General features: G+C 56.7%; 23 protein-coding genes. 15 read left to right on the top strand and 8 right to left on the bottom strand.

Translation table 11 applies throughout. The features are described from left to right. Positions 1 to 85: 85 nt before the first annotated feature. Positions 86 to 1075 (top strand): zinc-dependent alcohol dehydrogenase, encoded by a 990-nt coding sequence (locus ABD796_RS22505; RefSeq protein ID WP_344912075.1) that lies wholly within the window; start codon positions 86 to 88, stop codon positions 1073 to 1075. Between the two features lie 159 nt (positions 1076 to 1234). On the opposite strand, the gene ABD796_RS22500 is transcribed toward ABD796_RS22505, so the two are convergent. From ABD796_RS22500 to ABD796_RS22485, 4 genes are all read right to left on the bottom strand, one after another. Next, complete coding sequence (locus tag ABD796_RS22500) at positions 1235 to 3070, bottom strand: FAD-dependent oxidoreductase (protein WP_344912073.1); 1836 nt, start codon at positions 3068 to 3070, stop codon at positions 1235 to 1237. Between the two features lie 229 nt (positions 3071 to 3299). Further along, entirely contained in the window at positions 3300 to 4106 is an 807-nt protein-coding gene (locus ABD796_RS22495; RefSeq protein WP_344912071.1) for a histidinol-phosphatase, read from the bottom strand. A gap of 84 nt (positions 4107 to 4190) precedes the next feature. Beyond that, positions 4191 to 5093 (bottom strand): LysR family transcriptional regulator, encoded by a 903-nt coding sequence (locus ABD796_RS22490; RefSeq protein WP_344912069.1) that lies wholly within the window; start codon positions 5091 to 5093, stop codon positions 4191 to 4193. Positions 5094 to 5154: 61 nt separating this feature from the next. Further along, positions 5155 to 5541: a VOC family protein gene (locus ABD796_RS22485; protein ID WP_344912067.1), complete on the bottom strand. Its 387-nt coding sequence runs from the start codon at positions 5539 to 5541 to the stop codon at positions 5155 to 5157. Between the two features lie 203 nt (positions 5542 to 5744). On the opposite strand from ABD796_RS22485, the gene ABD796_RS22480 reads away from it, so the two are divergent. Together ABD796_RS22480 and ABD796_RS22475 are read left to right on the top strand one after the other, a co-directional pair. Further along, entirely contained in the window at positions 5745 to 7271 is a 1527-nt protein-coding gene (locus ABD796_RS22480) for an MDR family MFS transporter (protein WP_344912064.1), read from the top strand. 172 nt (positions 7272 to 7443) lie between these two features. Then, complete coding sequence (locus tag ABD796_RS22475) at positions 7444 to 8064, top strand: PadR family transcriptional regulator (protein WP_344912062.1); 621 nt, start codon at positions 7444 to 7446, stop codon at positions 8062 to 8064. 186 nt (positions 8065 to 8250) lie between these two features. Here the strand turns inward: ABD796_RS22475 and ABD796_RS22470 are convergent, their stop codons facing one another. Beyond that, a complete protein-coding gene (locus ABD796_RS22470; protein ID WP_344912060.1) occupies positions 8251 to 9807 on the bottom strand; it encodes a sensor histidine kinase in 1557 nt (518 codons plus the stop codon). Next, positions 9797 to 10492, bottom strand: coding sequence for a response regulator transcription factor (locus ABD796_RS22465; RefSeq protein ID WP_344912058.1), 696 nt, complete (start codon positions 10490 to 10492; stop codon positions 9797 to 9799). Before ABD796_RS22465 ends, ABD796_RS22470 begins: the two co-directional genes overlap by 11 nt. Before the next feature lie 330 nt (positions 10493 to 10822). Here ABD796_RS22465 and ABD796_RS22460 point away from each other — a divergent pair, with 330 nt between their 5' ends. The 3 genes from ABD796_RS22460 (at position 10823) to ABD796_RS22450 (ending at position 12968) form a co-directional block, all read left to right on the top strand. Beyond that, positions 10823 to 11419 (top strand): YitT family protein, encoded by a 597-nt coding sequence (locus tag ABD796_RS22460; RefSeq protein ID WP_344912056.1) that lies wholly within the window; start codon positions 10823 to 10825, stop codon positions 11417 to 11419. 205 nt (positions 11420 to 11624) lie between these two features. Then, positions 11625 to 12083, top strand: coding sequence for a chemotaxis protein CheX (locus ABD796_RS22455; protein ID WP_344912054.1), 459 nt, complete (start codon positions 11625 to 11627; stop codon positions 12081 to 12083). A 105-nt stretch (positions 12084 to 12188) separates the two neighbouring features. Beyond that, positions 12189 to 12968, top strand: a complete 780-nt coding sequence (locus tag ABD796_RS22450) for an SDR family NAD(P)-dependent oxidoreductase (protein ID WP_344912052.1) — start codon at positions 12189 to 12191, stop codon at positions 12966 to 12968. Here ABD796_RS22450 and ABD796_RS22445 read toward each other — a convergent pair. Continuing rightward, a complete protein-coding gene (locus ABD796_RS22445; RefSeq protein ID WP_344912050.1) occupies positions 12955 to 13116 on the bottom strand; it encodes a hypothetical protein in 162 nt (53 codons plus the stop codon). The two genes, ABD796_RS22450 and ABD796_RS22445, sit on opposite strands and share 14 nt — an antisense overlap. A 267-nt stretch (positions 13117 to 13383) precedes the next feature. Continuing rightward, positions 13384 to 13656, bottom strand: coding sequence for a YusU family protein (locus ABD796_RS22440; protein WP_344912048.1), 273 nt, complete (start codon positions 13654 to 13656; stop codon positions 13384 to 13386). Between the two features lie 182 nt (positions 13657 to 13838). Here ABD796_RS22440 and ABD796_RS22435 point away from each other — a divergent pair, with 182 nt between their 5' ends. The 9 genes from ABD796_RS22435 to sdaAA all read left to right on the top strand — a co-directional run bounded on the left by ABD796_RS22435 (position 13839) and on the right by sdaAA (position 24148). Continuing rightward, positions 13839 to 14630: an alpha/beta hydrolase family protein gene (locus ABD796_RS22435; protein ID WP_344912046.1), complete on the top strand. Its 792-nt coding sequence runs from the start codon at positions 13839 to 13841 to the stop codon at positions 14628 to 14630. Between the two features lie 79 nt (positions 14631 to 14709). Beyond that, a complete protein-coding gene (locus ABD796_RS22430) occupies positions 14710 to 15132 on the top strand; it encodes a MarR family winged helix-turn-helix transcriptional regulator (protein WP_344912044.1) in 423 nt (140 codons plus the stop codon). A 124-nt stretch (positions 15133 to 15256) separates the two neighbouring features. Continuing rightward, entirely contained in the window at positions 15257 to 16801 is a 1545-nt protein-coding gene (locus ABD796_RS22425) for an MDR family MFS transporter (RefSeq protein WP_344912924.1), read from the top strand. A gap of 508 nt (positions 16802 to 17309) precedes the next feature. After that, positions 17310 to 19265 (top strand): DUF8034 domain-containing protein, encoded by a 1956-nt coding sequence (locus tag ABD796_RS22420; protein ID WP_344912041.1) that lies wholly within the window; start codon positions 17310 to 17312, stop codon positions 19263 to 19265. Positions 19266 to 19406: 141 nt separating this feature from the next. Continuing rightward, positions 19407 to 20057: a hypothetical protein gene (locus ABD796_RS22415; RefSeq protein ID WP_344912039.1), complete on the top strand. Its 651-nt coding sequence runs from the start codon at positions 19407 to 19409 to the stop codon at positions 20055 to 20057. Positions 20058 to 20293: 236 nt separating this feature from the next. Next, positions 20294 to 21310 carry an NAD-dependent epimerase/dehydratase family protein gene (locus ABD796_RS22410; RefSeq protein WP_344912037.1) on the top strand — a complete coding sequence of 339 codons (1017 nt, stop codon included), beginning with the start codon at positions 20294 to 20296 and terminating at the stop codon, positions 21308 to 21310. A gap of 3 nt (positions 21311 to 21313) precedes the next feature. Further along, complete coding sequence (locus ABD796_RS22405) at positions 21314 to 22381, top strand: dihydrodipicolinate synthase family protein (protein ID WP_344912034.1); 1068 nt, start codon at positions 21314 to 21316, stop codon at positions 22379 to 22381. A gap of 94 nt (positions 22382 to 22475) precedes the next feature. Beyond that, positions 22476 to 23165: an L-serine ammonia-lyase, iron-sulfur-dependent subunit beta gene (sdaAB, locus tag ABD796_RS22400; RefSeq protein ID WP_344912032.1), complete on the top strand. Its 690-nt coding sequence runs from the start codon at positions 22476 to 22478 to the stop codon at positions 23163 to 23165. Then, entirely contained in the window at positions 23162 to 24148 is a 987-nt protein-coding gene (gene sdaAA, locus ABD796_RS22395) for an L-serine ammonia-lyase, iron-sulfur-dependent, subunit alpha (protein ID WP_344912030.1), read from the top strand. The genes sdaAB and sdaAA overlap by 4 nt, the downstream gene beginning before the upstream one ends. Positions 24149 to 24168: the final 20 nt, after the last annotated feature.

Genomic DNA, 24168 nt, shown 5'->3' with positions numbered 1-24168 from the left:
ATTAGAATCGTGAGTTACAGGATCGATAGGCAGAAGGCAACCGACCGATTATTGCAATCGGATCGTTACATGGGAGGGAATACTTATGAAAGCGGCAAGAAGTTTGGACGGCCGTTTGGAGATCGTCGACATTGCGTTACCGGAAACGACGGACTGCTCCGTGCTTGTGCAGACGGAATATTCGGCGGTGAGCACCGGCACGGAGCTGATGGTGCTGCGCAAAGGGATCAATGCTTTCCTCGGCTATAGCGCAACCGGCATCGTCAAGGAAGTCGGCAAAGATGTGGATCATGTGCGCGTCGGCGAGCGGATCGTATGCTACGGCGCGCAAACGCATGCCGAATATTTCAATGCCAACCGGAATCACGTGGCTCCTCTGGCCGAGCACGTCGATCCGAAAGTGGCGGCGTTCTCCGGCATCGCTACGATCGCCTTGCAGGGGCTGCGGCAAGCGGACTTGCGCTTCGGCGAAACGGTCGTCGTGCTCGGCCTTGGCATCGTAGGCCAATTGGCGGCGCAAATCGCACAAGCGGCCGCTTATCGCGTCATCGCGATGGACGTGATGGAGACGCGCTGTACGATCGCCGAGCAGTCCGGCATTGCGGACGTATGCCGTTCGGCGGATCAGGTGATCGAGCGGGTTCGCGAGGCTACGAGGGGACAAGGCGCGGATTGCGTGCTCATCTGCGCAAACACGAAAGAACACAAGCTGATCGACCAGGCGATCGACTGGATTTGCGATAAAGGCAAAATCGTCATCGTCGGCGATACGAATACCGAATTCGACCGCAACAAACTGTTCGCCAAGGAAGCTCAGATCACGATATCGCGGGCGGGGGGACCGGGCCGCTACGATACGGCATACGAGCAGGAAGGGCGGGATTATCCGTATGGCTACGTCCGCTGGACGCTGCAGCGCAACCTGGACGAATTCGCCCGCCTGTTGGCATCGGGCCGGATGAACTTGCAGCCGCTCATTACCGGCATGTGCCGTCTGGAGCAGTTGGAGGACGCTTACGCGCAAGCGGCGGCTTCGCCGGCGGAGACGATGGGAACGCTGATCGAGTTCGTTTGAATACACGGCCAGATCATTCTGTCCCAATCATAAAGAAGCCTCCCGCCTATCCGGGCCGGTCTGTGGACCGCCGGGTGTTGGCAGGAGGCTTTTGTTGCGTTGCGCGGGCCGATTTCGTTCCGGCTCCGGGGCTTTCGCTTCATCTTCCGTCAAATATAATCAAGGTTGCGCCAGAGGGGCAAGTTCCTCGCTGTAGATGGTAATGATCCGGTTCTGATTGTCCCAGTATGTCTTGTAGCCGAACAGATCGCTAATATCGCGCAGGTTGATCAGCACCCGGTTGTTCAGGATGTGGATCGGCGCAACGATGGTCCGCTCCCGGTCGGGATCGTCGGTGCGGGTGTAGCGAATCTCGCCGCGGTCGAGATCGATGCGGATCGACTGCGCCCCGAATGCGCGGAGCAGCTCCTCGACGGGCGTCCATGTTTTGCCGTCGACGGTGACCGGCCTGTGAGCCGTGAATTTGACCTCTTGGTCGTTGAAATAAACGCGGATAAACGGCAGCGTGCGCGCCTGATTCCGGTTGGCCAGCAGTGTAATGTGGCCCGCATTCAACTCGGCGATGTCGGTTTCGGACATGCCTTCGATTTTACTCGCGCCGTTGCCCGGTTGCAGCTCGACGCCGTACCGCTCGCGCATCTGCTGCTGGAACGCGGCCATCTGCTCGGGCGATACTTGCTTCAACACGGTGCCCGTGCCCTTGAGCCGGGACAGAAGCGTGCCGATGCTCTCTGCGGCGAGCGCCCCGTTCGGCTGAATGCGCGCGCTGCCGTAAGCGACCGGTGAGGCTCCGACCAGCTTGCCGGTCAGGATGACGTTGTCCGCATCTCGCAGCAGGTAGCTGCGCAGAGGCATGCCGTATTTGTCAGGCCTACCGATGGCGAAGCCCTCGCGGTTCGAGCGGGAGCCCTGGATGTCGATGAAATAGCCGCCGACGGCCACATTGTCCCAGAACATCTTGCCGCCGAGCAGATCGGAAGCCTGGAGCGTATACTCCGTCGGGTAATGATCGAATTCGCGAATATACAGGTAGTCCGGCTCCCCATCCAGTTCCAGATGCTGAAATCCGGCGATGTGCTGCCGCAGATGGTCGCGGATGCGCGGCATCTCTTCGCGGGCATACGCCATCGCCCGGCTGACCGTTTCCGGCTTGCTCGGATCGACGTCGTAAACCTGCAGGGCGTTTATAATAATTTGCCCGTCCTTTTGGTTTAAAATATTAAGCCCGCGCAAATTGACCTTATCCGGGTTTTGCGGCTCGTAGCGGGCGACGATGGGCGGGAAGCCGTAAGCGATGTTCGGATCGACATACGTCTCCGGACCGTACTGCGTCATCCGCTCCGCTTTGTTCATGCTCCAGAACTGGGCGTAAAACGTTTGCCAGTCCACGCCCTTGAATTTCATCATATAGGTAGCGCTCATATATTCATTTTGGGTATTTTGATAAAGCGCTTCCAGCCCCGGTAACCGCCCGATGCCGAGCAGCCGGACTAGCGCCCCGTTGTCGGTATTGTCCGCGAAGTAGTCCGCTTCGATCGTGTGGGACCGGCCTGCGGACGTGCGATACGTCAGCTTCCGGAGCGTGCCGCCGTCCTTTTCCGCTTCGATCAGCGTGATCCCTTTGAGTGTCGGAATGCTTTTGGACAAGCTGTGAAAATACGTCTGGAAATCGCCCAGCTTGCGTATGCCGCCGGCGTAGTAGCGCTCGAACAGCTCCTTGATGGAGCCTTGTACCAGGGAGGTGCCTTTATCGTCGAACGTTTCGTCCAAATACAGCATTTCTCCGCGGAGCAGCTGCCCGCCGACTTTGGCGTCCGGCTCGAGCAGAATGACCTTCAGCCCCAGATCCTGGGCTCTTCGGGCCATATACATGCCTTCCAGCTCCGTGCCGATGATGACGAGATCCGCTTTGCGGACCGATTTAAACCCGAATTCCGCGTACAGCACAACCGCCGCGAGAATGGCAAGCGCTCCGACCCAACTCTTTTTACCCAACCCATGCAACTCCTTGATATCCTGTAAGATGAGCGCCGATTACTGCCTCTATTGTACGGTAAAATGCGGAGCCGGGCAACGGGCACCCCAGATCAGGTCGGGCTTCACCCAAAGAAAGGGGCCCCTCGTCGATGGGACGGGAGGCCTACTCGTATCGATTTCATTCATTCGTGCTGCAACGGGAGGACCATTCTTCGTTAGCGCGCGCAGGGTGTGCCGCGCCGAACGGTTACAGCGGGACGATGACCCGCTCCTTCTGCCGGAAAAATACCCATTCCTTGAAGCCGATTTCCTTCAGCTTCCGCTTGACCTCGTCAAACTCGTCGCCAACCCGGTCCGGTACGTGGGAGTCGGACCCGAACGTCGCCGATACGCCGTAGTGCAGGGCGCGTTCGAGAATCGCATCGGACGGATACCAGCCTCCGCAATCTTTCATTTTGCCGGACGTATTGATCTCGATAGCCAGCTTGTTCTGCCCGATGACGCGCAGCGTCTCCTCAATGGCTTGGGTGGGGATATCGGAGAAGGGGGGGTAATAGCCTTTCATCGCGTCGATATGTCCGAGAATCTGGAACATGCCGCTTTGCGCCGACTGCCGGATCAAGCCGTAATACAGCTCCTTCTGCCGCACCTGCTCGCTTTCCTTCAAATGAGTCCAGCGCTTCTTGTTGAAAATGCTAATGCCGTCCGACTTGTGCACCGAGCCGATAATGTAGTCGAACGGATAGCGGGCGTAGATCGCCCGGTAAGTCTCGGCGTGCTCCGGGAAGAAGTCCGATTCGACCCCGAGCAGCACCTCGATACGGTCTTTAAACTCTTCTTTCAGCCGAAGCACTTCTTCGATATAACGGTCGAATTCGCTGCGGGCCATGGCAATGCCCGGCCACGGCTGGTCTTCCTTTTCGCCGAAATAAGGCGAGTGGTCCGATATGCCGATCACCTGGAGGCCATGTTCCACTGCGGATTCGATATAGTCGCGGATATGGCCTTCCGCATGTCCGCAGCGATCGTGGTGCGTATGCAGATCGAATTTCATGTTGGGCTCTCCTTTAAGAGCTTTGCGCAGCAAAGCTGGCATCGTAAGCATAAGCTGAGCTTTGCGCAGCAAAGCGGCATCCTTTTATTCCGAGCCGTGGAAGTTCGACTCGGGCATCCCCTTCAAATCGCTCAAAAACTGCTGCATCGCGGAGCTCGTATATTTGCCGGCTTTCGTAATGACGCCGATCGGATGCGTCAGCTCCAACTCGTTGACCTGAATCATCTTGAGCGTCCCGAGCCGCAGCTCCCCTGCGATCGACAGTTTGGAAATGATCGCTGCTCCGAGATTAAGCTCGACCATCCGCTTGACCTCTTCGCTGCTTGACAGCTCCATCACGATCGGGGGCTCGATTTTGTAATTATGGAACACTTGATCCGTAAAACGTCTGCCGGCCGTTTCGGGGGACAGCATGATAAAGGGGATATCCTTCAGCTTGTCTACGGTAGTATGCCGCAAATCCGCAAGCGGATGCTTGGGCGATACGACAAGCTCAAAAGTATCATAATACAGGATCGACGTATCCAGACCCGGATGCTTGTCGAACAAATAGCCGATGCCGACATCAAGGGCGCCGCTCTCCACGCTCGCCATAATCTGCGAAGAGGTCATCGAGTGGATGGTCGTCTTGATCAGCGGATACTGGTTTTGAAAATAAGAAAGCACCCGCGGCAAAATCTGCATGGCGATTGAAGTCGTCGTACCGAGTTGGATATGGCCTTGCGGCGTATGGTTCAGATCGTCCAGCTTCTGCTTCAGATCTTCGACCGTCTGCAGAATGCGTTCCGCATGCTCCAGGAAGATCTTCCCGCTGTCCGTCAGCGTTACCGGCTGATTGCGGTCGACGAGTACGGTGCGGAATTCTTCTTCGAGGCTCTTGATCTGAGCAGAAACCGCCGGTTGGGTCAGATTGAGCAGCTCGCCCGCTTTACGGAAGCTCATCGTCTTGGATATGGTGACCAGCGTTTCCAACTGGTTGATATTCACGGCATTCTCCTTTCTTTGCGTCTCCGCTTGCCGCCGGGTTTACCCGGACGGCCGGAGAAAATCAGGCTGGCTGGAACAGCTCCAACCATTCGCCGTCCGGTCCGTAGAAGAACCGGTAACGCGCGCCGTTCGGCAGCACGGTGATGTCCGGATCGATGAACGTAACGTCCAGCTTGGCGATGCGGGCGATCTCAGCGTCCAGATCGTCCACGGTAAAAGCGATATGATGAACTTTACCCTCTTCGGCGAGGCGTCCGGTATAGCCTTGGACAAGCTCCAACTGAGTTTCGCCGGCTCCCGGGCTGCCAAGAAAGGCCAGCTTGATCGTGCCGTTGCCATGATCGAGGGTACCGAGCGTTTCCAGGCCGAGCACATCGCGGTAAAAGGCGATCGAGCGCTCCATGTCGGTTACCATAACGCCTACATGTTCGATTTTACGTACTGCCATTCTCTACCTGCTCCCTCCGAATAGAAGTGAAAAATCAGTCTCCCGACTGTTCCGATGTCGTCTTGTCTATTGTACCTTTAACGTGTCGGCAGGGAAAGTCCCGCCTAGGAAACATTTCCTATTTTCGCTCTTGCAATATACTCAAATTTGAATATAATAATTTGTGTATCTTATTTTTTGGAAAAAATGAGGGATGTGACAAAATGAATGCGCAAAAATCCAATGTCAAGCTGACCGTTGTCGGCCTGATGCTCGGCCTGCTGTTGGCCTCGCTCGACCAGACGATCGTCTCGACGGCGATGCCGACGATAATGGGCGAGCTGGGCGGTCTCGACAAATTCGTCTGGGTCTACTCCGCTTACCTGATTGCGAGCGTCACCGCCATGCCGATATTCGGCAAGCTTTCGGATATGTACGGCAGGAAGCTATTTTATTTGCTCGGTCTGACCGTGTTCATGGTCGGCTCCGCTCTGTGCGGCACCGCCGATTCGATGGTGCAGCTGATCGTGTACCGCGTGATCCAGGGGATCGGCGGCGGGGCGTTGATGCCGATTACGTTTACGATCGTCTTCGATATTTTTCCTCCGGAAAAACGGGGCAAGATGCAAGGGCTGTTCGGCGCGGTATTCGGCATATCGAGCGTCTTCGGGCCGCTGGCCGGGGCGTATTTTACCGATTATATGAACTGGCGCTGGTGCTTCTACATCAATCTGCCGCTCGGCATCGTCTCGTTCTTTCTGCTGCTGCGCGCTTACCACGAATCGCTGGCGCACCGCAAGCAGCGGATCGACTGGCTCGGCACCATCACGCTTGCCGCAGCCGTCCTGTCTGCCATGTTCGCGCTGGAGCTGGGAGGCAAGGAATACGCCTGGGGCTCCTGGCAGATCGTCTCGCTGTTCGTTAGCTTCGCCGTCCTCTTCTTGGCCTTCTTGCTGACCGAGACGAAAGTGTCCGACCCGATTATCCCGCTCGGCTTGTTCCGACATCGGCTGTTTTCCTCCAGCATGGGAATCAGCTTCGTATACGGGGCGATCATGATCGCCGGCGCTTCTTATATTCCGCTATTCATTCAAGGCGTATTCGGCGGCTCGGCTACAAGCGCCGGCTCGGTCTTGACGCCGATGATGCTCGGCGTCGTCGCTTCGAGCGCGATAGGCGGCCGTTTTATCGGCAAGCTGTCCTTCCGCACGATTATGCTCGGCTCGGTCACGCTCATTCTGATCGCGGTGTTGTTGCTGGGCACCATCGATATCGGGACGCCGCGCTGGGTCATTACTTCGTATATGGTGTTGATCGGCCTTGGCATCGGTGTCGCGTTCCCGGTGACCTCGATCTCCGCGCTGTACAAGGTGGAGGCGAACCGCCGCGGCGTCGTCAACTCGCTGGTCGGCTTCTTCCGAACGATCGGCTCGGCGATCGGCGTGACGGTTTTCGGCTCCTTGCAGAATGACGCCCTGCGCACCAAGATGAAGGCGATTGCGGATCCGGCCTTTGCCGACAAAATCCCGAACGCCCAGGTGCTGCTGCAGCCGGAGGTGAAGAAAAACATTCCGGGCCCGATACTCGATAAGCTGATCGCCGCGCTGGCCGATTCGATCGCTTATGTGTTTCAATGGTCCACTTTATTCGTGGCCGTTGCGGTCATTCTGATCCTGCTGATGGGCAGAGCCAAGATGGAAGTTTCGGCCTCGGGCCCAAAAGCGGAACCGACATCACCTTCGCACGTATAACTAGGGATAAGGACATCCTTCGCGTTCCTGGCGCACATGACGGGAAAGAGGGATGACGTAAACCTGGCGCGCGTTCGGGCATGGCACCGTCGGAAACTGGCGGTTTTTCCTCTGAAGGGATGTCATGCGTCGACGTGCGCAGAAATTTGCTTGCAGGTGATGCCAAGTGTCGATGAGACTCGCAATACTCGGGTTATTGATGGAGGGCGAGAGCCATCCTTACGAATTGCGACAAAAAATGATAGAGCGGGAAATGCACCGCTTTATTAAAATGAAAGACGGCTCGCTCTATTACGCAATCGATCAATTGAAGAAAGAAGGCATGATCGAAACGGTCGAGGTCGTACGCGACACGAACCGTCCCGAGAAGACGATATACCGCATTACCCCGGCAGGCAGAGACTGCTTTCAGAGGTTGCTGATCGAACAGATGGAGGCGGATGTGCCATTCCATCACCCGATGCATATGGCGCTGCCTTTCTCTCATTATGGGGATACGGATAAAATTATCGAGGTGCTGAGGAAAAAGCTGGTCTTGGTCGAAGAGCGGACCGAACGGATGAAGCAAGTATACGAGGAACATATCGGCATCGTGCCGCGGGGCGTGCTCCATCTGATGATCAGCGGCTACGAGCACGGACTGACCACCACGCGCTGGCTGAGACGGCTGTTGCAGGATGCCGAGGACGGGCTGCTCAAGAACTGCTTCGATGCGATACCGGAATATCCTCCGACGCTGCCGGCCGACCGGCCGGAAAAGCCGGACGGCGCCGGTGAAGGGGGAGCGCTCTGACTGCGGGCTCCTTTAACATTGCATAACAAAAGAAGTCTCCCATCCACTTTATGGTGGTTAGGGAGACTTCTTTTGTTGTGCCGGCGCAGCTTGATCCCGGGACAGAGCGTGACCGGAACGGGGAAGCGAAAGCGACGGCTTCCGCTCTTCCCGACAGCGGCTTATCTCCATCCGCATCGGGTCCCGTCAGTCGGCCAGCTTGAGCCGGACCCAGAAACGGATTTCGTCGCCCTCGCACTCGGCCCATATTTCGCCGCCATGGTAGTCGATGATGCTCTTGGCGATGGCGAGTCCGAGTCCGGAACCGCCGCTTTCCGACGTGCGGGCCGGATCGATACGGTAGAAGCGATCGAACAGACGTTCCAGATCTTGAGGCGAAAGCGGCGTACCGTTGTTGCTGATGCGTACGGTCGCGTAGTCGCCTTCGCGGAACAGCAGCACCCGGATCGTGCCCGGCTTGTGGCTGTATTTGACGGCGTTGGTCAACAGATTGTCGAATACGCGAATCATTTTATCGGCGTCGACGCTGACCTTGAGCTTCTCCGGCGGGAACGCCCGCACGATCGACAGATCGTTCTCCTCGGCGTAGCCGACCATCTCTTCCAGCAGCTGCTCAAGCAGCTCGTTGATGCACACCGTGTCCAGCCTCAGCATATCGCCTTTATTGGACAGCTTGGTGTATTCGAACAAGTCGTCGATCAGCGTTTTGAGCTTCTCCGATTTGCCGTAGGCGATGCTGACGTACGAGTCCGCCTGTGCATCGGACTCGTAATTTCTATCCTTCAGCAGCCGCAGGTATCCCATGATAAGCGTGAGCGGCGTGCGCAGGTCGTGGGAGACGTTGGTGATCAGCTCGTTTTTGGTCGCCTCCGCGCGGCGTTCCTCCTCCATCGTCTGCTCCAGCTCCACCGTCATCCGGTTGATGCTGTCCGCCAGCGTGCCCAGCTCATCACGGCTTCTCAGCGGGACGCGATAATGCATCTTGCCTTTGGATATTTCCAGCAGGCCGCTGGCCAATTCCTCGATATATTTCATTTTTCGCTTGGTAATCCAGAAGAAGACGAAGATAAAGGCCACGAACGCCAGCAGCGCCGGCATCGGGCTGCCGCCCCCCGATTGGTAGACGATATTCGGCGATGGCAGGCCGGATACGACAAGATAAGCTTTCTGGCTTTGCAGATTCAGCGGGTAGAAGCTGGAATACTCCTGGTTCTGGTATCGTCTGTCGTTGATCCGGGCGTCCATCGCATTGCGGATAATGTTGTGCAGGTCCACCTGGCTTTCGGTGGCGTTGGCCGACTTGAAGAGTACCCGGCCGTCCAGATTGAGCAGCAATATTTTCAAATCCGGCTTCCATTGATTGTAGCGGGCGATAATATCGGCGATTTTCTTCTCCGTTGCTTGCTCGCCAGCCGGCGCGGACTCGGCGGTATTGGTGCGGTACATGACGGAAGGATTGTCGTTCTCATTGTTGATGTCGTTCAAGATCGAACGGGCTTGCATATCGATCTCGTGGACTCCGTTCGAGTAATCGATGATCGGATATTTGTTGGCGTCGGCGAACAGCGGCATCGTCAAGCTGCGCACGACCAAACCGACCAGCACGCAGAAGACGAACGTCAAAATGAGCTGCAGCCGGATGCTCGATTCGATATGCCGCCGGACGAAGACGTAGATGTCGCGCAGAAAGCCGAGCGCCATAAACAACCAGTGAAGCGGATTGAAGAGCGACCTACTTTTCAATTTTGTAGCCGACCCCCCATACGGTCTTGATGTACTTCGGCTGGCGAGGCGTCGTCTCTAGCTTCTCGCGTATTTTGCGAATATGCACCATAACCGTATTGTCCGATTCGTAGAAAGCTTCGTTCCAGACCGACTCGTATATTTTCTCGATGCTGAACACGATGCCGCGGTTGCGCGCCAGCAGCTCGAGTATGGCGAATTCGCGCGGCGTCAGCCTCACCTCGCGGCCCTCCACATGAACTTCGTGGGTCGCCGTATTGATGATAAGCTCGTCGATCTCGATCTCTTCCTCCAGCCGCGGGACAGCTACATTCAGCCGCTTGTAGCGGCGAAGCTGGGATTTCACCCGCGCGACCAGCTCCAGCGGATTGAACGGCTTCGTCATGTAATCGTCGGCGCCCGTGCTCAGTCCCATGATCTTGTCCATATCCTGGCTTTTGGCGGAAAGCATGATGATCGGCATGTTTTTTTCTTCGCGGATGCGCATGCAAGCCTGAATGCCGTCCATCCGCGGCATCATAATATCGAGAATGATCAGGTCGACCTCTACGCGCCTCAGCACGTCAAGCGCTTCGACGCCGTTGGCGGCCCGCAGCAGGTTGTATCCTTCGTTTTTCAAGTAGATTTCCAGCAAGTCCAAGATTTCCTGCTCGTCGTCCACCAGGAGCAGCGTCTCCTGTGCCATACGCAATCGTCTCCATTCGTTGTTCTCGCGATAAAAGAATACCACAGCCGGCCGGCGATAGAAAACGCGGCTTCGCGCCTGCCGCCGCCCGGACGGATCGCATGATGCCCGCCAATGCTCGGATTTTCAAGTCGTATACCGCCGGCAAGCCTGCGGCAGAAGCGGGCTTGTACCTCGACAATAAGAAGCGAACCGCTTCATGACACGGTTATGCAATGAGCCTCATTATAGCCTTCATTTCTTAAGAAAGTTCCTCGCGAGTTCTTAAAGAATTCTTAATCCCATACAATGAATGGGACGAGGAATAAGGAAAGGGCGTGCAACGCGTTCATGAAATGGATAGCCATTGTGCTCGGCAGCTCCGCCTTGGCGTTCGGGGTAGACGCTTTTCTGTCTCCATACCGGCTGATCGACGGGGGCTTGATCGGCATCGGGCTGCTGCTTAACTATCACTTCGGGATCATGCCGGGCTTGACGGTTTTGCTCATTAGCGCGCCCGTGTTCGTTGGCGTGTTTTTTTATGATAAGGCATTGTTCCGGAGTGGCGTATACGGTCTGCTCGTGTCCTCGCTGTTGATCGATCTGTTTTCCCCGGCTGCGGAATGGTTCCGGCTGGGGATCGCCGCGCATGCGCTGCTCGGGGGCTGGCTGATCGGGACCGGAGTCGGCATGATGCTCGCATACCGGACCAATTCCGGGGGAACGGATCTGATCGGGCAAGTGGCCGCTGACCGTACCGGGCTTCCGGCCGCGTTTTACATTTTGCTGTTCGATATGATGGTGCTGCTCGCTGCCCTGCACGTCATCGGAGCGGTCCGCACGCTGTATTCGCTGCTTGCGATCGTCGTTGTATTCGCGGCTACCATGCGCTATTCGAAACGGAAGTTTTTAGGCAAAAGCATCCATTTTTTTGGGGTAAAACGATAAAAATAGGACTTTTTTACTCGTCAAAAAACGACAAACAACGGGATTTTACGCCAAAACTTTCCCGTTTGACCAGTTCGAAACGACTGCTTCCTATATACAGGTTTAGGAAACTCGGGTATAATTGGATCAAGTCCTTTGCAGTGTTCAGCGGGTCGGCCCCGCAAGTTGCGGAGGTTCATGTTTGTCGAAAAGGGGACTCTGTGTAATGAAGGCCGAGTACATCAATCCATTTTTGGAATCAGCGAGAATCGTACTGGAGCAACTGATCAATGTGCGTCCGACGACCGGACAACTCGGTATCAAAGACGTCAAATTCGTGGAAAGCCATATTTGGATTCAGATCGGCATGACGGGCCAGATGGAAGGCGACATCGTTTTCGGGCTTCACGAGGAAGTGGCGCTCAAGCTCGTATCGGCCATGATGGGCGGATATTCCGTAACGGAGATGGACGAGATGTCCCAGAGCGCAATTTCGGAGCTTGGCAACATGATCAGCGGCAATGCCACGACCATCTTATATAATCAAGGAGTGCGCGTCGATATTACGCCGCCGAAGCTGATCCAGACGGCTGCCGCCGCCGGTTTCGCTCCGACCCGGGCTTTGACGATTCCGCTGATGATGGATCAGATCGGACAGCTGGATATTAAAGTTTTAATTACTTGATGGAATTGACTCGCGCGTTTGTATATAATGAGATTCAAGCGGAAGAGGCCCTGCAGCCTCTTTTTTCGTTGTGCCATTCCCGTCGGAAGGAAGTGGACGCGGTATATGTATAATTGGAACGGACGCGTTGTCGCCATTACGGGCGCGTCGAGCGGCATTGGAGCGATAACGGCGGAGCGGATCGCCGAAAGGGGCGGGACCGTACTTCTGATGGCGCGTAGCAAGCGGAAGCTTGACGAGCTGGCCGTGCGGCTGAAGGGTGCGGCGTTCGCTTACGAGCTGGACGTCTGCTCGGACGATTCGGTGCAGGCTGTCTTCAAGAAGGCTTGCGAGCGGCACGGCCGGATTGACGTGCTGATCAACAACGCGGGCTTCGGGAAGTTTACGACGTTCGAAGAGACGCCGTTGGCCGATTTTGACAAAATGATGGACGTCAACTACATGGGAATCGTCCGCTGCACGCAGGCTGTTTTGCCGGCCATGCGCAAAGCGGGGCAAGGTCATATCGTCAATATCGCTTCCTTGGCGGGCAAGATCGGTACGGCCAAATCGACCGGCTACGCCGCCACGAAGCATGCGGTGCTCGGTTTGACGAACAGTTTGCGTCAGGAGCTGCACGGAAGCGGCATAACGGTTACCGCAATCAATCCCGGGCCTGTCGATACGCCTTTCTTCGATCTGGCCGATCCAGGCGGCGGTTACGTCGCGAATGTCAAGAAGCTGATGCTGAAGCCGGACCGGGTCGCATTGGCCATCGTAAGGGCGGTGGAACGGAAACAAGCCGAAGTCGATTTGCCGCGAATTGCCGGATTTGGCGCCAAGCTGTTTCATTTGTTCCCGCGGACGTTCGAGCGGGTCAGCCGCCGGTTTCTCAATTTGAAGTAAGCAGCAGGGCAATGCCGATCAGGGCTCCCCAGATCGGGAGGCTGAACAGCACGGCCCACAATAGGCCGACGATAACGCTGCCGCCTTCCAGTATAGAATCTTCATAAAGGCCGGCTTTCGACCGGCTTTCTTTATCGCTTTTGAACATCGCGTTCGCCCCTTGCGTCGATATGGGAATACATGTAGTATGGGCGAAGCGGCGCATTCCAAAACGTGGAGAGCCTTATAAAAACCAACAACTCTGCATCATATGAACAGGCCGGCTTGTGCAAAAAATACGGCAGATTTGCGGCAACGAAAAATAGACCTTCCTCGGAAGGTCTTTGCCGGCTCTTTGCCAAAGAAGCCTTAAGTGTCAAAAAAAGAGGAAAGAATAGCCGCATCTCCGGATGGCGGCTTTGCCGGGTTCCCTCTTTTATTCCGGATTGCTTTTGACGGACTGATCCCGCTCCGCGCGCACCGCTTCGTTCATACTCTTGATCTCCTCGAACAGCTTGCGGATTTCCTGCTTCGCTTCCGGATGGCTTTGGTTCCAATGGCTGGCGAGGGCCGGCATCGTCTTGTGAATGTGATTATAGATCGCCCATTTCTTTACTTTTTCAACGGTTCCGGGGGTGGATTGGCCGGTCAGCAGCTCGGCGAATTTGTCCACCAGAGCGTCGAATTCACGGTCGAATACTGGATTCATGGCTTAAAGTCAACCTTTCTCGCGTCATTTATTTCCAGTCTACTGAAACCGGGCGCCGCTTGTCAAAGGCATCCTTGCGGATGTTCGAAACGCAGGCATGGACACAACTGGTTACAGGCTTTGTTGGCCAAGCCGGGCAAGCTACATCCAAATAAACAAAATAGAAGGGGGAGAAGCGAACTATGGGGACGGACGGCACGTTGGCGGAACGGGAGCGGCTGCCGGACCCGGCGCCGGGAATGCGTCTGGAGCGGTGGACGTATTGGAGCCAGGGGTTGAAGGTAAAAGGGTACTGGTGCGCGCCCGAATCGGACGTTCCGCTGCCGGGACTTGTGTACTGCCGCGGCGGCATCCGTGGCGTTGGTATGGTTCGCGTGGCGCGGATCGCTACGCTGGCCAAACGCGGCTACGCCGTGTTCGCCCCTTTTTACCGGGGCAATGAAGGCGGGGAGGGGCGCGAAGATTTTGCCGGGGAAGACCGGCACGATCTGTACAACGGCATCCGTCTGCTGCGCGCCATGCCCGAAACAAAGCCGGGTGCGGTGCCGCTGATCGGCTTCTCGCGCGGAGCGATGATGGCATTGCTGGCAGCCAAGGAATGCGAGGGCGTGGGGCCGGTGACCGTCTGGGGCGGCGTAAGCGATCTGCTGCTGACGTATGAAGAACGCGTCGATCTGCGCCGCATGCTGAAGCGGGTCGTGGGGCATCCCCGCAAAGACCCAGACCAATATTGGGCGCGCTCTCCCGCTTGCTGGGCGGACCGCATTGAATCCCCGGTGCTTATCGTGCATGGATCGGTGGACGAGCATGTCGGCGTCGAGCACGCTTACCGGCTTGCCCGGGCGCTGGAGGCGGCGAACAAGCCTTACCGGTTGGATATTTACCACAGTCGGGCTCATGTATTCCCTCGTGAAGAGGACGACAGCGTCCTGGATTCCATTTTTGCCTGGATTGGGCAAACGTCAGGCAATTGACAAAAGCCGAAATGGATTTTATAATTTAAACTAGTTAAATATTAAATAGTGAAAATAAAAAAGACAGGTGGTGTATCGATTGGGCGCCGATTCGGAAACCTATGTCGAACGATTTCATACTGCGATGGAAAGTTTCAGACGAAAAATGCTTCAAGAATTTTCCTCGCAGGTAACGTTCGGATTGACGCCTCCGCAATTTTTTTTACTGCATCTGATCAAGGAAAAAGGTCCTTGCAAAGCTACCGTACTCGCCGAGCAAACCGAAGTGAAGCCGAGCGCGATTACGGTCATGATCGATCGTCTCGTCAATCACGGTTATGTGGAGCGGAGCCACGATACGAAGGATCGCCGGGTTGTCCTGATTCAGTTGACTGATCAAGGCAAGCAGGTGCTGGAACAGATGGAAAGGATTCGCAGGCAGATGGTTCAGCGTTTGTTTGACAAGATTGAACCTCAGGAAGCCGAATATTTTTTGAATATTTTAGAAAAACTCGTTAAATAAACATAAACTTTTGGCTTACCATCCAGTCCCAGGCATATAAGGAGGATTTCCTTTGTCAACCCAACAAGAAATAAAACCGGCAGAGCAACCGCTGCAGCGCCGGGGGCTGCTTATTCTCGGCCTCATGATCGCGATGCTATTCGGGGCGCTCGACCAGACGATCGTAGGCACGGCGATGCCGCGCATCGTCGGCGAGCTGGGCGGGCTCGGCCTGATGGCGTGGTTGACTACGGCTTATATGCTAACTTCCACCGTCGTTGTCCCGATAGCCGGCAAACTGGCCGACTTGATCGGCCGCAAAGTCGTTTACGTTACCGGACTTGTAATTTTTATCGCGGCATCCGCTTTGTGCGGCATGGCCCAAGGCATGACCGAGCTCATCATTTTCCGCGCCCTGCAAGGTATCGGAGGCGGCATTATGATGCCGATGGCGATGATCATTATCGGGGATATTTTTACAGGCAAGGAACGTGCCAAATGGCAGGGCGTATTCGGCGGCCTGTTCGGCTTGTCTTCCGTCATCGGTCCGCAAGTCGGCGGTTGGCTGGTCGATTCGCTGAACTGGCGCTGGGTGTTTTACATCAACTTGCCGGTCGGGGTGCTCGCCACGATTTTGATCGCCATGGCTCTGCCGAAGCATAAAGCCGAAGGCAAAGTCGTCTTCGATATCCCGGGCATGGCCACGATGATCGTCGGGGTCGTCAGCCTGTTGCTGGCGCTCACGTTTGGCGGCACGAATTACGCTTGGGGCTCGTGGCAAATTATCGGTTTGTTCGCGCTCGCAGTCGTCTCCCTCACAGCCTTTATTCGGATCGAATCGCGAGCTGCCGAGCCGATCCTGCCGATCCGTCTATTCAGTAACCGGGTATTTACGTCCATCAACGCCGTCGGCTTCCTGATGGCGGTCGGCATGTTCGGCGCGATCATGTTCGTGCCGCTGTTCATGCAAGGCATCGTCGGAGTGAGCGCATCGGCATCCGGCACGGTCATGACGCCGCTGATGATATCGATGATCATTACGAGCATCGTCGGCGGGCAGATCGTTTACAAAATCGGCGTACGCGTGCAAATCATGGTCGGTATGATCATTATGGCCGGAGGGTTTATTTTCCTGACCCAGCTCGGAATGAATACGACCAAGCTCGGCGCATCCGGCATTATGGTCGTGCTCGGGGTCGGAATGGGACTTGTTATGCCGATTTTGACGCTGGCGCTTCAGGACAGCTTTCCGAAATCCGAGCTTGGCGTCGTCACGTCGTCCAGCCAGTTTTTCCGCTCGATCGGCGGTACGTTCGGGATGACCATTCTCGGCGCGATCATGAACCACCAGTCGACCAAGCTGCTGACGCAGGATTTGGAGCCGGTGTTGACGAAGGTGCCGGACCAGTCGGGCATGATCGCCGGCTTGACGGAGAAAATTCATACCGATCCGCAAAGCCTGTACTCCATGCTGCTGTCTCCGGAAGCGGTGGCGAAGCTGCCGAAGGAATTCGTCGATCTCGCATCGCCGATCCTGAAAAGCTCCATGGTAACGGCGCTGCACAGCGTCTTCTGGCTCGGCTTTGCTTTTGTACTGCTCGGTGCGGTCATGACGCTGCTCATTGGCCGGATCAAGCTGACGGAACGCAAGAAGGGCGAGAAGAAAATGCAGGAAGCGACTATACACTAAAAACCGAAAAAAGAAAGGCCGCTTGCGACCCAATGGTTGCGGCGGCTTTTTTGACTTCTATAACTCGGATGTACTCCATCGAAAAGGCTTCGATCCGAGCTCTTCTTATGTTCAGAATCCCGTGCCTGGTGCACCGCGGGATCGAGCAGTCCATCAGCTTCTGTAACGTTTACCTCCAACGGATTCATGACGGCTTTCAAGCATGTAGAGAAGATATGCCATAAGATGAAGAACTCTGGCTATTTCATTACAAGTGAAGATCTTTACAATTTACATTAGGAGAGGGCACTACGTGGAGTACACTCCATGGGCCGAACCGGGCTTCATGTGTCAACGCTTGGGCAAGGCGACGCTCGGCCGGCGGGAGATTTCGCAACGAGCGATGAGCTTGAAGCCGAGAAGATGATCCATAAGGCAATCCATAAGGGATTGAAGCCATGAGGAGCTGCATCGGATGTACGCCTTGTTCCACGGTAAGAAGTTGTTCGAACAAGAGGAGGGGATAAGTGTGAAAGAACATGGGAACGAACTGCCGCAAATCGAAGCGACAGAACGCATGGTGCCCCCGGAGTGGGCGTTGCGGGAGCAGTGGCTGTTCGCAAGCTTGAATCAGGCTGCGAAGGAGTTTGTCGAGCGCTATACTCATCCGGACGGCACCTTGATCTGGCAGAAGGAATGGCCGGGGATGGACGGATCGGACGACCCGTATGAAGCATTCATGAACCTGGCGCTGCTCTACGTGCTTGGCGGAAGCCGGGAACTGCACGACGTGTCGCGAAAAATATGGGAAGCCATTACGTGGCAATGGACGGAGTACGGGCAAATCCATCGGGAATTCGACGCCTACTACGATTGGATGCACCACGGAGAGGGCTATTTATTTCTGTACTTTCTCGGGCTGGCCGGGCCGACGACATTGAAGGACCGGCAGCGGTCGGATCGCTTCGCCCGGATGTATACGGGCGACGATCCGGAAGCCCAGAACTACGATAAGGCGCTGCTGCTGATCCGATCGCCTCTGAACGGCAGCAAGGGACCCCGCTTTACGGTGTCGGAGGAGGACTGGAGCACGCATCGCGGCATTCTCGATCACTATCCGGCTCCGTACGAAGACATCCCGGGCGTCGATTATGCAAGCGGCAAATGCCCTTGGTCGGACGACGAAGTGTATCGGCAGCTGATCGCGACAATGAACGAGCGGATGAACCGCGGGGACGTCCCTTTAAATTTGAACGCCAGCGGTTTGATCGCACATGCTTACATGCATACGAAAGAAGAGACTCTCCGCGAATGGGTGGTCGATTATCTCGCTGCATGGGAGGAGAGAACCCTCCGTAACGGCGGGATTATTCCGGACAATGTCGGCCTGACGGACAAGATCGGCGAATATAACGACGGCAAATGGTGGGGCGGGTACTACGGTTGGAGGTGGCCGCACGGCTTCATGACGATCATCGAGCCGCTGACGAACGCTTGCATGAATGCCGTTTTGCTTACAGGGGACATGAAACGCCTGGCGCTCGCCCGCTCCCAGCTCGACGCGAACTGGGAGCTGCGCCGGGAAGAGAACGGACAAGTGCTCGTCCCGAACAAGCACGGGGATCGCGGCTGGAGCGATTGGCGGAAACCGCTGATCAAGTATCCGATTTATCTGTGGACGATGTCTATGGCGGATGAAGATTTGCAGCGGATCGAGCGGATTCCGAAGGATCATGAATGGAATGAAGTCATCGTGCCGGTCGTATCCGGGAGGGACAGCCGTACCGGAAGGGAGACGAAGCACTATATCGGCAATACGGAGCCTTGGTTTCAATATATTCGCGGCTGCAACCCGGATTATCCGGTAACCGTCTTGACCGCCAATATGGAGCTTGTCGGCCGACAGCTGGAACGGATGCGCTCCGATGAGGGCAATCCGCGCAATTGGAGCAGCGGCTTCCATGACGGGGACTTTTCCAACATTCATATCTGGCAGGAGATGTGTCCGCTTTATTTCGAGGCTCTGGTGCAGCTGACGCTGGGCGGACCGATGCACATTTCGCACGGCGGCTTGCAGCATGCGCGGGTGCGATATTTTGACGCACAGGAGCGGCGGCCGGGTCTTCCCCCTGGAGTTTCGGCGCTTGTAGAGGCGCTTGCGGACGATAGCGCGACGCTTCAGCTCTGCAACACCAGCCTATTCGACGAACGGGAGGTCGTCATTCAGGCGGGGACGTTCGGCGAGCACCGGTTTACCGGAGCGCAGCGGATCGGTCCTGACAGCCGCCCGCAAGGGCCGTCCGTCGAGATCGGGGGCAAGTGGTTAGCCGTTCGTCTAAAGCCTGGAGCGGGCATCAGGCTGAGCCTCGGCATGGAGCGGTATGTGAATGCGCCAAGCTACGAGGGGCCGTGGGAGAATTGCTATTCCTCCGACCCGTCGTTAAGCGGACGGAGCGGTCAAAGGGGCGAAACGCCATGTACGTAAACAGTCGCGTTTCCTTCAGCAAGGACATCCTTTTTTCGAATGTAACGGACTTTCTTATCATTCGCTCAACAACGAGCTGAGCAAAGAGGAGGAAGGTAAGATTCGTGCAGGCAACGGCCGGCGATTTTACCGGAGCGAACCATGATAATAACAAGATGGATGTATCGGGCTCAATTGATGGAAGGTTCCCGAGACGGTTTCGTCCGGGCATTGGAAGAATCCACCCCCCTCTGGGGACAGGAGCTTCGGGCGCAGGGGATGGTCGACGGCTGCTTGTTCGAGAAAGATGGCGATTTATATCTTTACCTTGAGACGAGCGGCGAAGGCTTCGAATGGAAATGGCCCGACGCTTGCCGGGAGATGCTGCAGCTGTGGCCGGGGGAGAAGGGCGGCTGTCGATTGGCGGTGCCGATGCTCGATATTTTTCACGACGGTGAGGCGGAGGGACGGGAATTCCGCAGCGGGGATTCCGTCCGCGAGCGGATCGGCTCGCTGGCGCGGCTGAAGCCGGAGATGTACGGCAGCTATGTCTTCTATCATTACGCCAAGCAGGAGGAGACGCCGGGCAGCTTCAATTCGACTTATATGATTGGCGCGCACGAAAATATAATTTTCTCTTATCACGAACTGCCTGCGCCCAAAGGAGAAAGCCAATCGACGCGAAGAACGTGGCCGGAGCCCATTACTCCGAACAACTGGCACGACATCATGCTGCCGCATTTCATCCCCTGGTCGAGCGGAGAGTCTGGGCCCGTCCTGTGGGAGAAAATGAGCATTCTTCTTTCTTTCTAACACGTAAATACGATGGCCGGCATACCTCCTTCCGGAGTGTAGACCGGCTTTTTTTTGCGTGAAGGTTTATCCGTATTTTTTTTCTTTTCCGCACAGCGCCTTGCTTCGTCTTCTCATGTCGGACGTATTGTCGTGGGCGAAGCTTTTTGGACATTTTATAGACTTGTCTTTTAATCTGCGAATCGCATAAGCTTAAGGTAGTAATTCATCCATTCCGAAACGCGAAGGGAGTTATTATGAAAACGATAGCGGAATTAGAAGCAAAGCTGGCGGAGCCTTCCGAGGCGCTCGTCAAAGATATTGCGGCGATAGACGGGGATATTATGCTGCTCGGGATCGGCGGCAAAATGGGGCCAAGTCTGGCCAGACTGGCGCAAAACGCGCTGAAGCAAGCGGGCGTCAGCAAAAAAATATACGGCGCGTCGCGTTTCTCGGACAAGGAGCTGAAAGCCGGGCTGGAGGCCGACGGCATTGAAACGATTGCGGTCGACCTGCTTAACGACAACCAGCTTCAGCAGCTTCCCGACGTGAAAAACGTCATTTATATGGCCGGCAACAAGTTCGGAACGACCGGCAACGAGCATTTCACCTGGGCGATGAACTCGTACTTGCCCGGCCGCGTCGCTGAAAAATACAGAAATTCGCGCATCGTCGTCTTCTCGACCGGCAACGTGTATCCGCTCACACCGGTATTCTCGGGCGGCGCGACGGAAAGCACGCCGCCTGGAGCGAACGGCGAGTACGGTATGTCCTGCCTCGGCCGCGAGCGCGTGTTCGAAAGCTTCTCGCACAAATACGATATCCCGATGGCGATCTACCGTCTGAACTATGCCATCGATCTTCGCTACGGCGTTCTGCTGGAAATCGCCAAGGCGGTCAAAGCCGGCTTGCCGGTCGACGTAAGCATGGGCCATGCCAACGTCGTATGGCAAGGCGACGCCAACGAATGGGCGATCCGCTGCCTAAACGTATGCAGCACCCCGCCGGCCGTTTTCAATATGTCCGGTCCGGAAACGCTTTCTCTCCGCTGGGTGGCCAACGAGTTCGCGGCCCGTCTCGGCACGGAAGCGAACCTTATCGGTCAGGAATCGGATACCGCGTTGCTCAGCAATAGCGCGAAAGCGCACAAGACGTTCGGCTATCCGCGCGTCAGCGTCGGGCAAATGATCGACTGGATCGCCGAGTGGGTCGCCGCCGACGGCAAAACGTGGAACAAGCCGACACATTTTCAGGAAAGAGAGGGGAAATATTAAACGATGAGCCGCAAACCATTAAGTCCCGAGCAAACGAAGGCTCTCCACGACGGCCTCGTTATCCCCGCCCAGCCGCTCGCGCTTACCGAGGAGCGGAAGCTCGACGAACGTCATCAGCGGGCGCTTACCCGTTATTATATCGCTGCGGGCGCCGGCGGCGTCGCCGTAGGCGTGCACTCCACGCAGTTTGAAATCCGCGAGCCGCAATACAACCTGTACGAGCCGGTGCTCCGGCTTGCGGCGGAAGAAGTGGATCGCGCCGGATTGGATCGTCCGTTCCTGAAGGTCGCGGGCATCTGCGGGCCGACCGAGCAGGCGCTGAACGAGGCGGATATCGCCGTGAGCATCGGCTATGACGCCGCGCTCGTCAGCATGGGCGGACTGAAGGAATGGACCGAGGAGCAGCATCTCGACCGCCTTCGCGCGGTGGCGGAGAAAATTCCGGTTATCGGCTTTTATTTGCAGCCGTCGGTCGGCGGCCGTATTTTCAGCTACGAGTTTTGGCGGCAATTGGCGGACATCGACGGCGTCGTGGCGATCAAGATGGCCCCGTTCAACCGGTACCAGACGATCGACGTCGTGCGCGCCGTCGCCTCGTCCAGCCGCAGCGCCGAAATCGCGCTGTATACGGGCAACGACGACAACATCGTCACCGACCTGCTGACGACCTACCGCTTCCGGATCGACGGCAAGCCGGTCGAGAAAAAAATCGTCGGCGGCCTGCTGGGCCACTGGTGCGTCTGGACGAAGAAAGCGGTCGAGCTGCTGGAGGAAGTGAAGCAGGTGCGCAACGACGCGACTTTGTCCGCCGAGTGGCTGACCCGCAACATCGAGGTTACCGAGACGAACGCCGCTTTCTTCGATCCGGCGCATCATTTCGCCGGCTGCATTCCCGGTATTCACGAGGTGCTGCGCCGCCAAGGATTAATGAAAGGGACATGGTGCCTCAATCCGCATGAGGTGCTGTCGCCGGGGCAATCCGAAGAGATCGACCGGATGTACCGCGATTACCCGCACCTCAACGATGACGAGTTTGTCCGCGCTCATCTGGGCGAATGGCTTGCCGATTGATCGAACAAAAAGCGGACAGTGAAATAATGCTGTCCGTTTTTGTCCGTTTCGAATAAAATATTGCATGACGGGGAAAACGAGGGGTTAAACGAACATGCGATTCAAGGACGTTTTTTCGATTATCGGTCCGGCCATGGTGGGACCGTCAAGCTCGCATACGGCGGGCGCCGTCCGAATCGGACGGGTGGCGCGGCACATACTCGGCGAACTGCCGCAGAAGGCGGACATTTTGTTTTACGGCTCATTCGCGGATACGTATCGCGGGCACGGCACCGACCTGGCCATCGCAGGCGGATTGCTCGATTTCGACACCGACGATGCTCGAATCCCCTCTTCGCTTGCGATTGCCGAACAGCTCGGAATGGATATCGTGTTTAAAGAATCGAAAGGCCAGTTTCCCCACCCGAATACGGCGAAAATTATCGCCCGAAGCGGCGAGAGGGAAATTACGGTCATCGGCTCCTCGATCGGCGGGGGCAACATTGAAATGCTCGGCGTGAACGAATTCGACGTCAAATTTACGGCGATGTACCCGACGCTTATCCTGTTCCACGACGACCGGCCGGGCATGATCGCCGACGTTACGCGGGTGTTGAGCCGGGAAAACGTCAATATCGGACATATGTCGGTGGACCGGAAAGGGCGCAGCGGAGAAGCGCTCACCGTCATCGATACAGATAGCTCGCTTACAGCCGAACTGATTCGGGAAATCGCGCAGCTTGCCACGGTGCGCGACGTCCGGCTGGTCGATCTGACGGCGGCTGGAGGGGGCGAATCATCATGAGATTCCGTACGCTGCAGCAACTGGTCGCTCTGTGCGAGCAGGAAAATAAAACGCTCGGCCGTCTGATGCTGGAGGAGCAGGCCAAGGAATCCGGCAAGGACGAGCAGGAAGTTTTCCGGAAAATGTCGGAGTATTACGCGATTATGAAAGATGCGGTCCGCAAAGGGCTGACCGAGGATACGACGTCCCGAAGCGGACTGACCGGTCGGGACGCCCAGCGCGTCATGACGTATATCGGCGAGCATGAGGCATCGGTCGGACAGGTTGCCGCCGAAGCGATGGCAAACGCGCTGGCCGTCTCGGAAGTGAACGCCTCGATGGGGCGCATCATTGCCACGCCTACGGCCGGCTCGTGCGGCATTATACCGGGCGTGTTTGTGAGCAGTCAGAACCGTTTCGGCTGGGACGACGATACGATGACGTACGCTTTGTTCGCCGCCGGCGCCATCGGTTACGTCATCGCCAACAATTCGTTCGTCTCCGGCGCCGAAGGCGGCTGCCAGGCCGAAGTCGGTTCTGCCATCGGCATGGCGGCCGGCGCCATGGCCGAGCTGCGCGGCGGGACGCCGTCGCAGGCGGCTCACGCGGTCGGCCTCGCGCTGAAAAATACGCTCGGCCTGATCTGCGATCCGGTCGGCGGACTGGTGGAAATTCCGTGCATCGTGCGCAACGGCTTCGGGGCGGTCAATGCATTGGCCGCCGCAGATATGGCGTTGGCCGGCGTGCGCAGCGTCATTCCGTCGGACGAGGTGATCCAGGTGATGCTGGAGGTCGGCATGAGCATGCCGGAGAAGCATCGCGAGACGGCAAAGGGCGGGCTGGCCCAGACGCCTACCGGTAAAAAAATTATGGATTCGTTGTACCGCAAAGGCGCGCCGAAGCAGTCGTCCGGAAAACAAAGCGACGGCGCAACAGGCCCGGCTCCGGCCGATGCCGATAAGGCAGGCGGGGCTGCCGAGCACGCGGCCGATCCGGAAGGCTGACGCTTTACCGCCGCCCGCGA

It is taken from the genome of Paenibacillus hodogayensis, assembly GCF_039536325.1.
Lineage (GTDB): Bacteria > Bacillota > Bacilli > Paenibacillales > NBRC-103111 > Paenibacillus_AB > Paenibacillus_AB hodogayensis.
This window is presented reverse-complemented; position numbering and strand designations above follow the sequence as displayed.

Bases quoted from the DNA above. Each gene is read 5' to 3' on its own strand.
- ABD796_RS22505 (WP_344912075.1), top strand. From the start codon at position 86: ATGAAAGCGGCAAGAAGTTTGGACGGCCGTTTGGAGATCGTCGACATT.
- ABD796_RS22495 (WP_344912071.1), bottom strand. From the start codon at position 4,106: ATGAAATTCGATCTGCATACGCACCACGATCGCTGCGGACATGCGGAA.
- ABD796_RS22485 (WP_344912067.1), bottom strand. From the start codon at position 5,541: ATGGCAGTACGTAAAATCGAACATGTAGGCGTTATGGTAACCGACATG.
- ABD796_RS22480 (WP_344912064.1), top strand. From the start codon at position 5,745: ATGAATGCGCAAAAATCCAATGTCAAGCTGACCGTTGTCGGCCTGATG.
- ABD796_RS22475 (WP_344912062.1), top strand. From the start codon at position 7,444: ATGAGACTCGCAATACTCGGGTTATTGATGGAGGGCGAGAGCCATCCT.
- ABD796_RS22465 (WP_344912058.1), bottom strand. From the start codon at position 10,492: ATGGCACAGGAGACGCTGCTCCTGGTGGACGACGAGCAGGAAATCTTG.
- ABD796_RS22460 (WP_344912056.1), top strand. From the start codon at position 10,823: ATGAAATGGATAGCCATTGTGCTCGGCAGCTCCGCCTTGGCGTTCGGG.
- ABD796_RS22455 (WP_344912054.1), top strand. From the start codon at position 11,625: ATGAAGGCCGAGTACATCAATCCATTTTTGGAATCAGCGAGAATCGTA.
- ABD796_RS22450 (WP_344912052.1), top strand. From the start codon at position 12,189: ATGTATAATTGGAACGGACGCGTTGTCGCCATTACGGGCGCGTCGAGC.
- ABD796_RS22445 (WP_344912050.1), bottom strand. From the start codon at position 13,116: ATGTTCAAAAGCGATAAAGAAAGCCGGTCGAAAGCCGGCCTTTATGAA.
- ABD796_RS22440 (WP_344912048.1), bottom strand. From the start codon at position 13,656: ATGAATCCAGTATTCGACCGTGAATTCGACGCTCTGGTGGACAAATTC.
- ABD796_RS22435 (WP_344912046.1), top strand. From the start codon at position 13,839: ATGGGGACGGACGGCACGTTGGCGGAACGGGAGCGGCTGCCGGACCCG.
- ABD796_RS22425 (WP_344912924.1), top strand. From the start codon at position 15,257: ATGATCGCGATGCTATTCGGGGCGCTCGACCAGACGATCGTAGGCACG.
- ABD796_RS22415 (WP_344912039.1), top strand. From the start codon at position 19,407: ATGATAATAACAAGATGGATGTATCGGGCTCAATTGATGGAAGGTTCC.
- ABD796_RS22410 (WP_344912037.1), top strand. From the start codon at position 20,294: ATGAAAACGATAGCGGAATTAGAAGCAAAGCTGGCGGAGCCTTCCGAG.
- ABD796_RS22405 (WP_344912034.1), top strand. From the start codon at position 21,314: ATGAGCCGCAAACCATTAAGTCCCGAGCAAACGAAGGCTCTCCACGAC.
- sdaAB (WP_344912032.1), top strand. From the start codon at position 22,476: ATGCGATTCAAGGACGTTTTTTCGATTATCGGTCCGGCCATGGTGGGA.
- sdaAA (WP_344912030.1), top strand. From the start codon at position 23,162: ATGAGATTCCGTACGCTGCAGCAACTGGTCGCTCTGTGCGAGCAGGAA.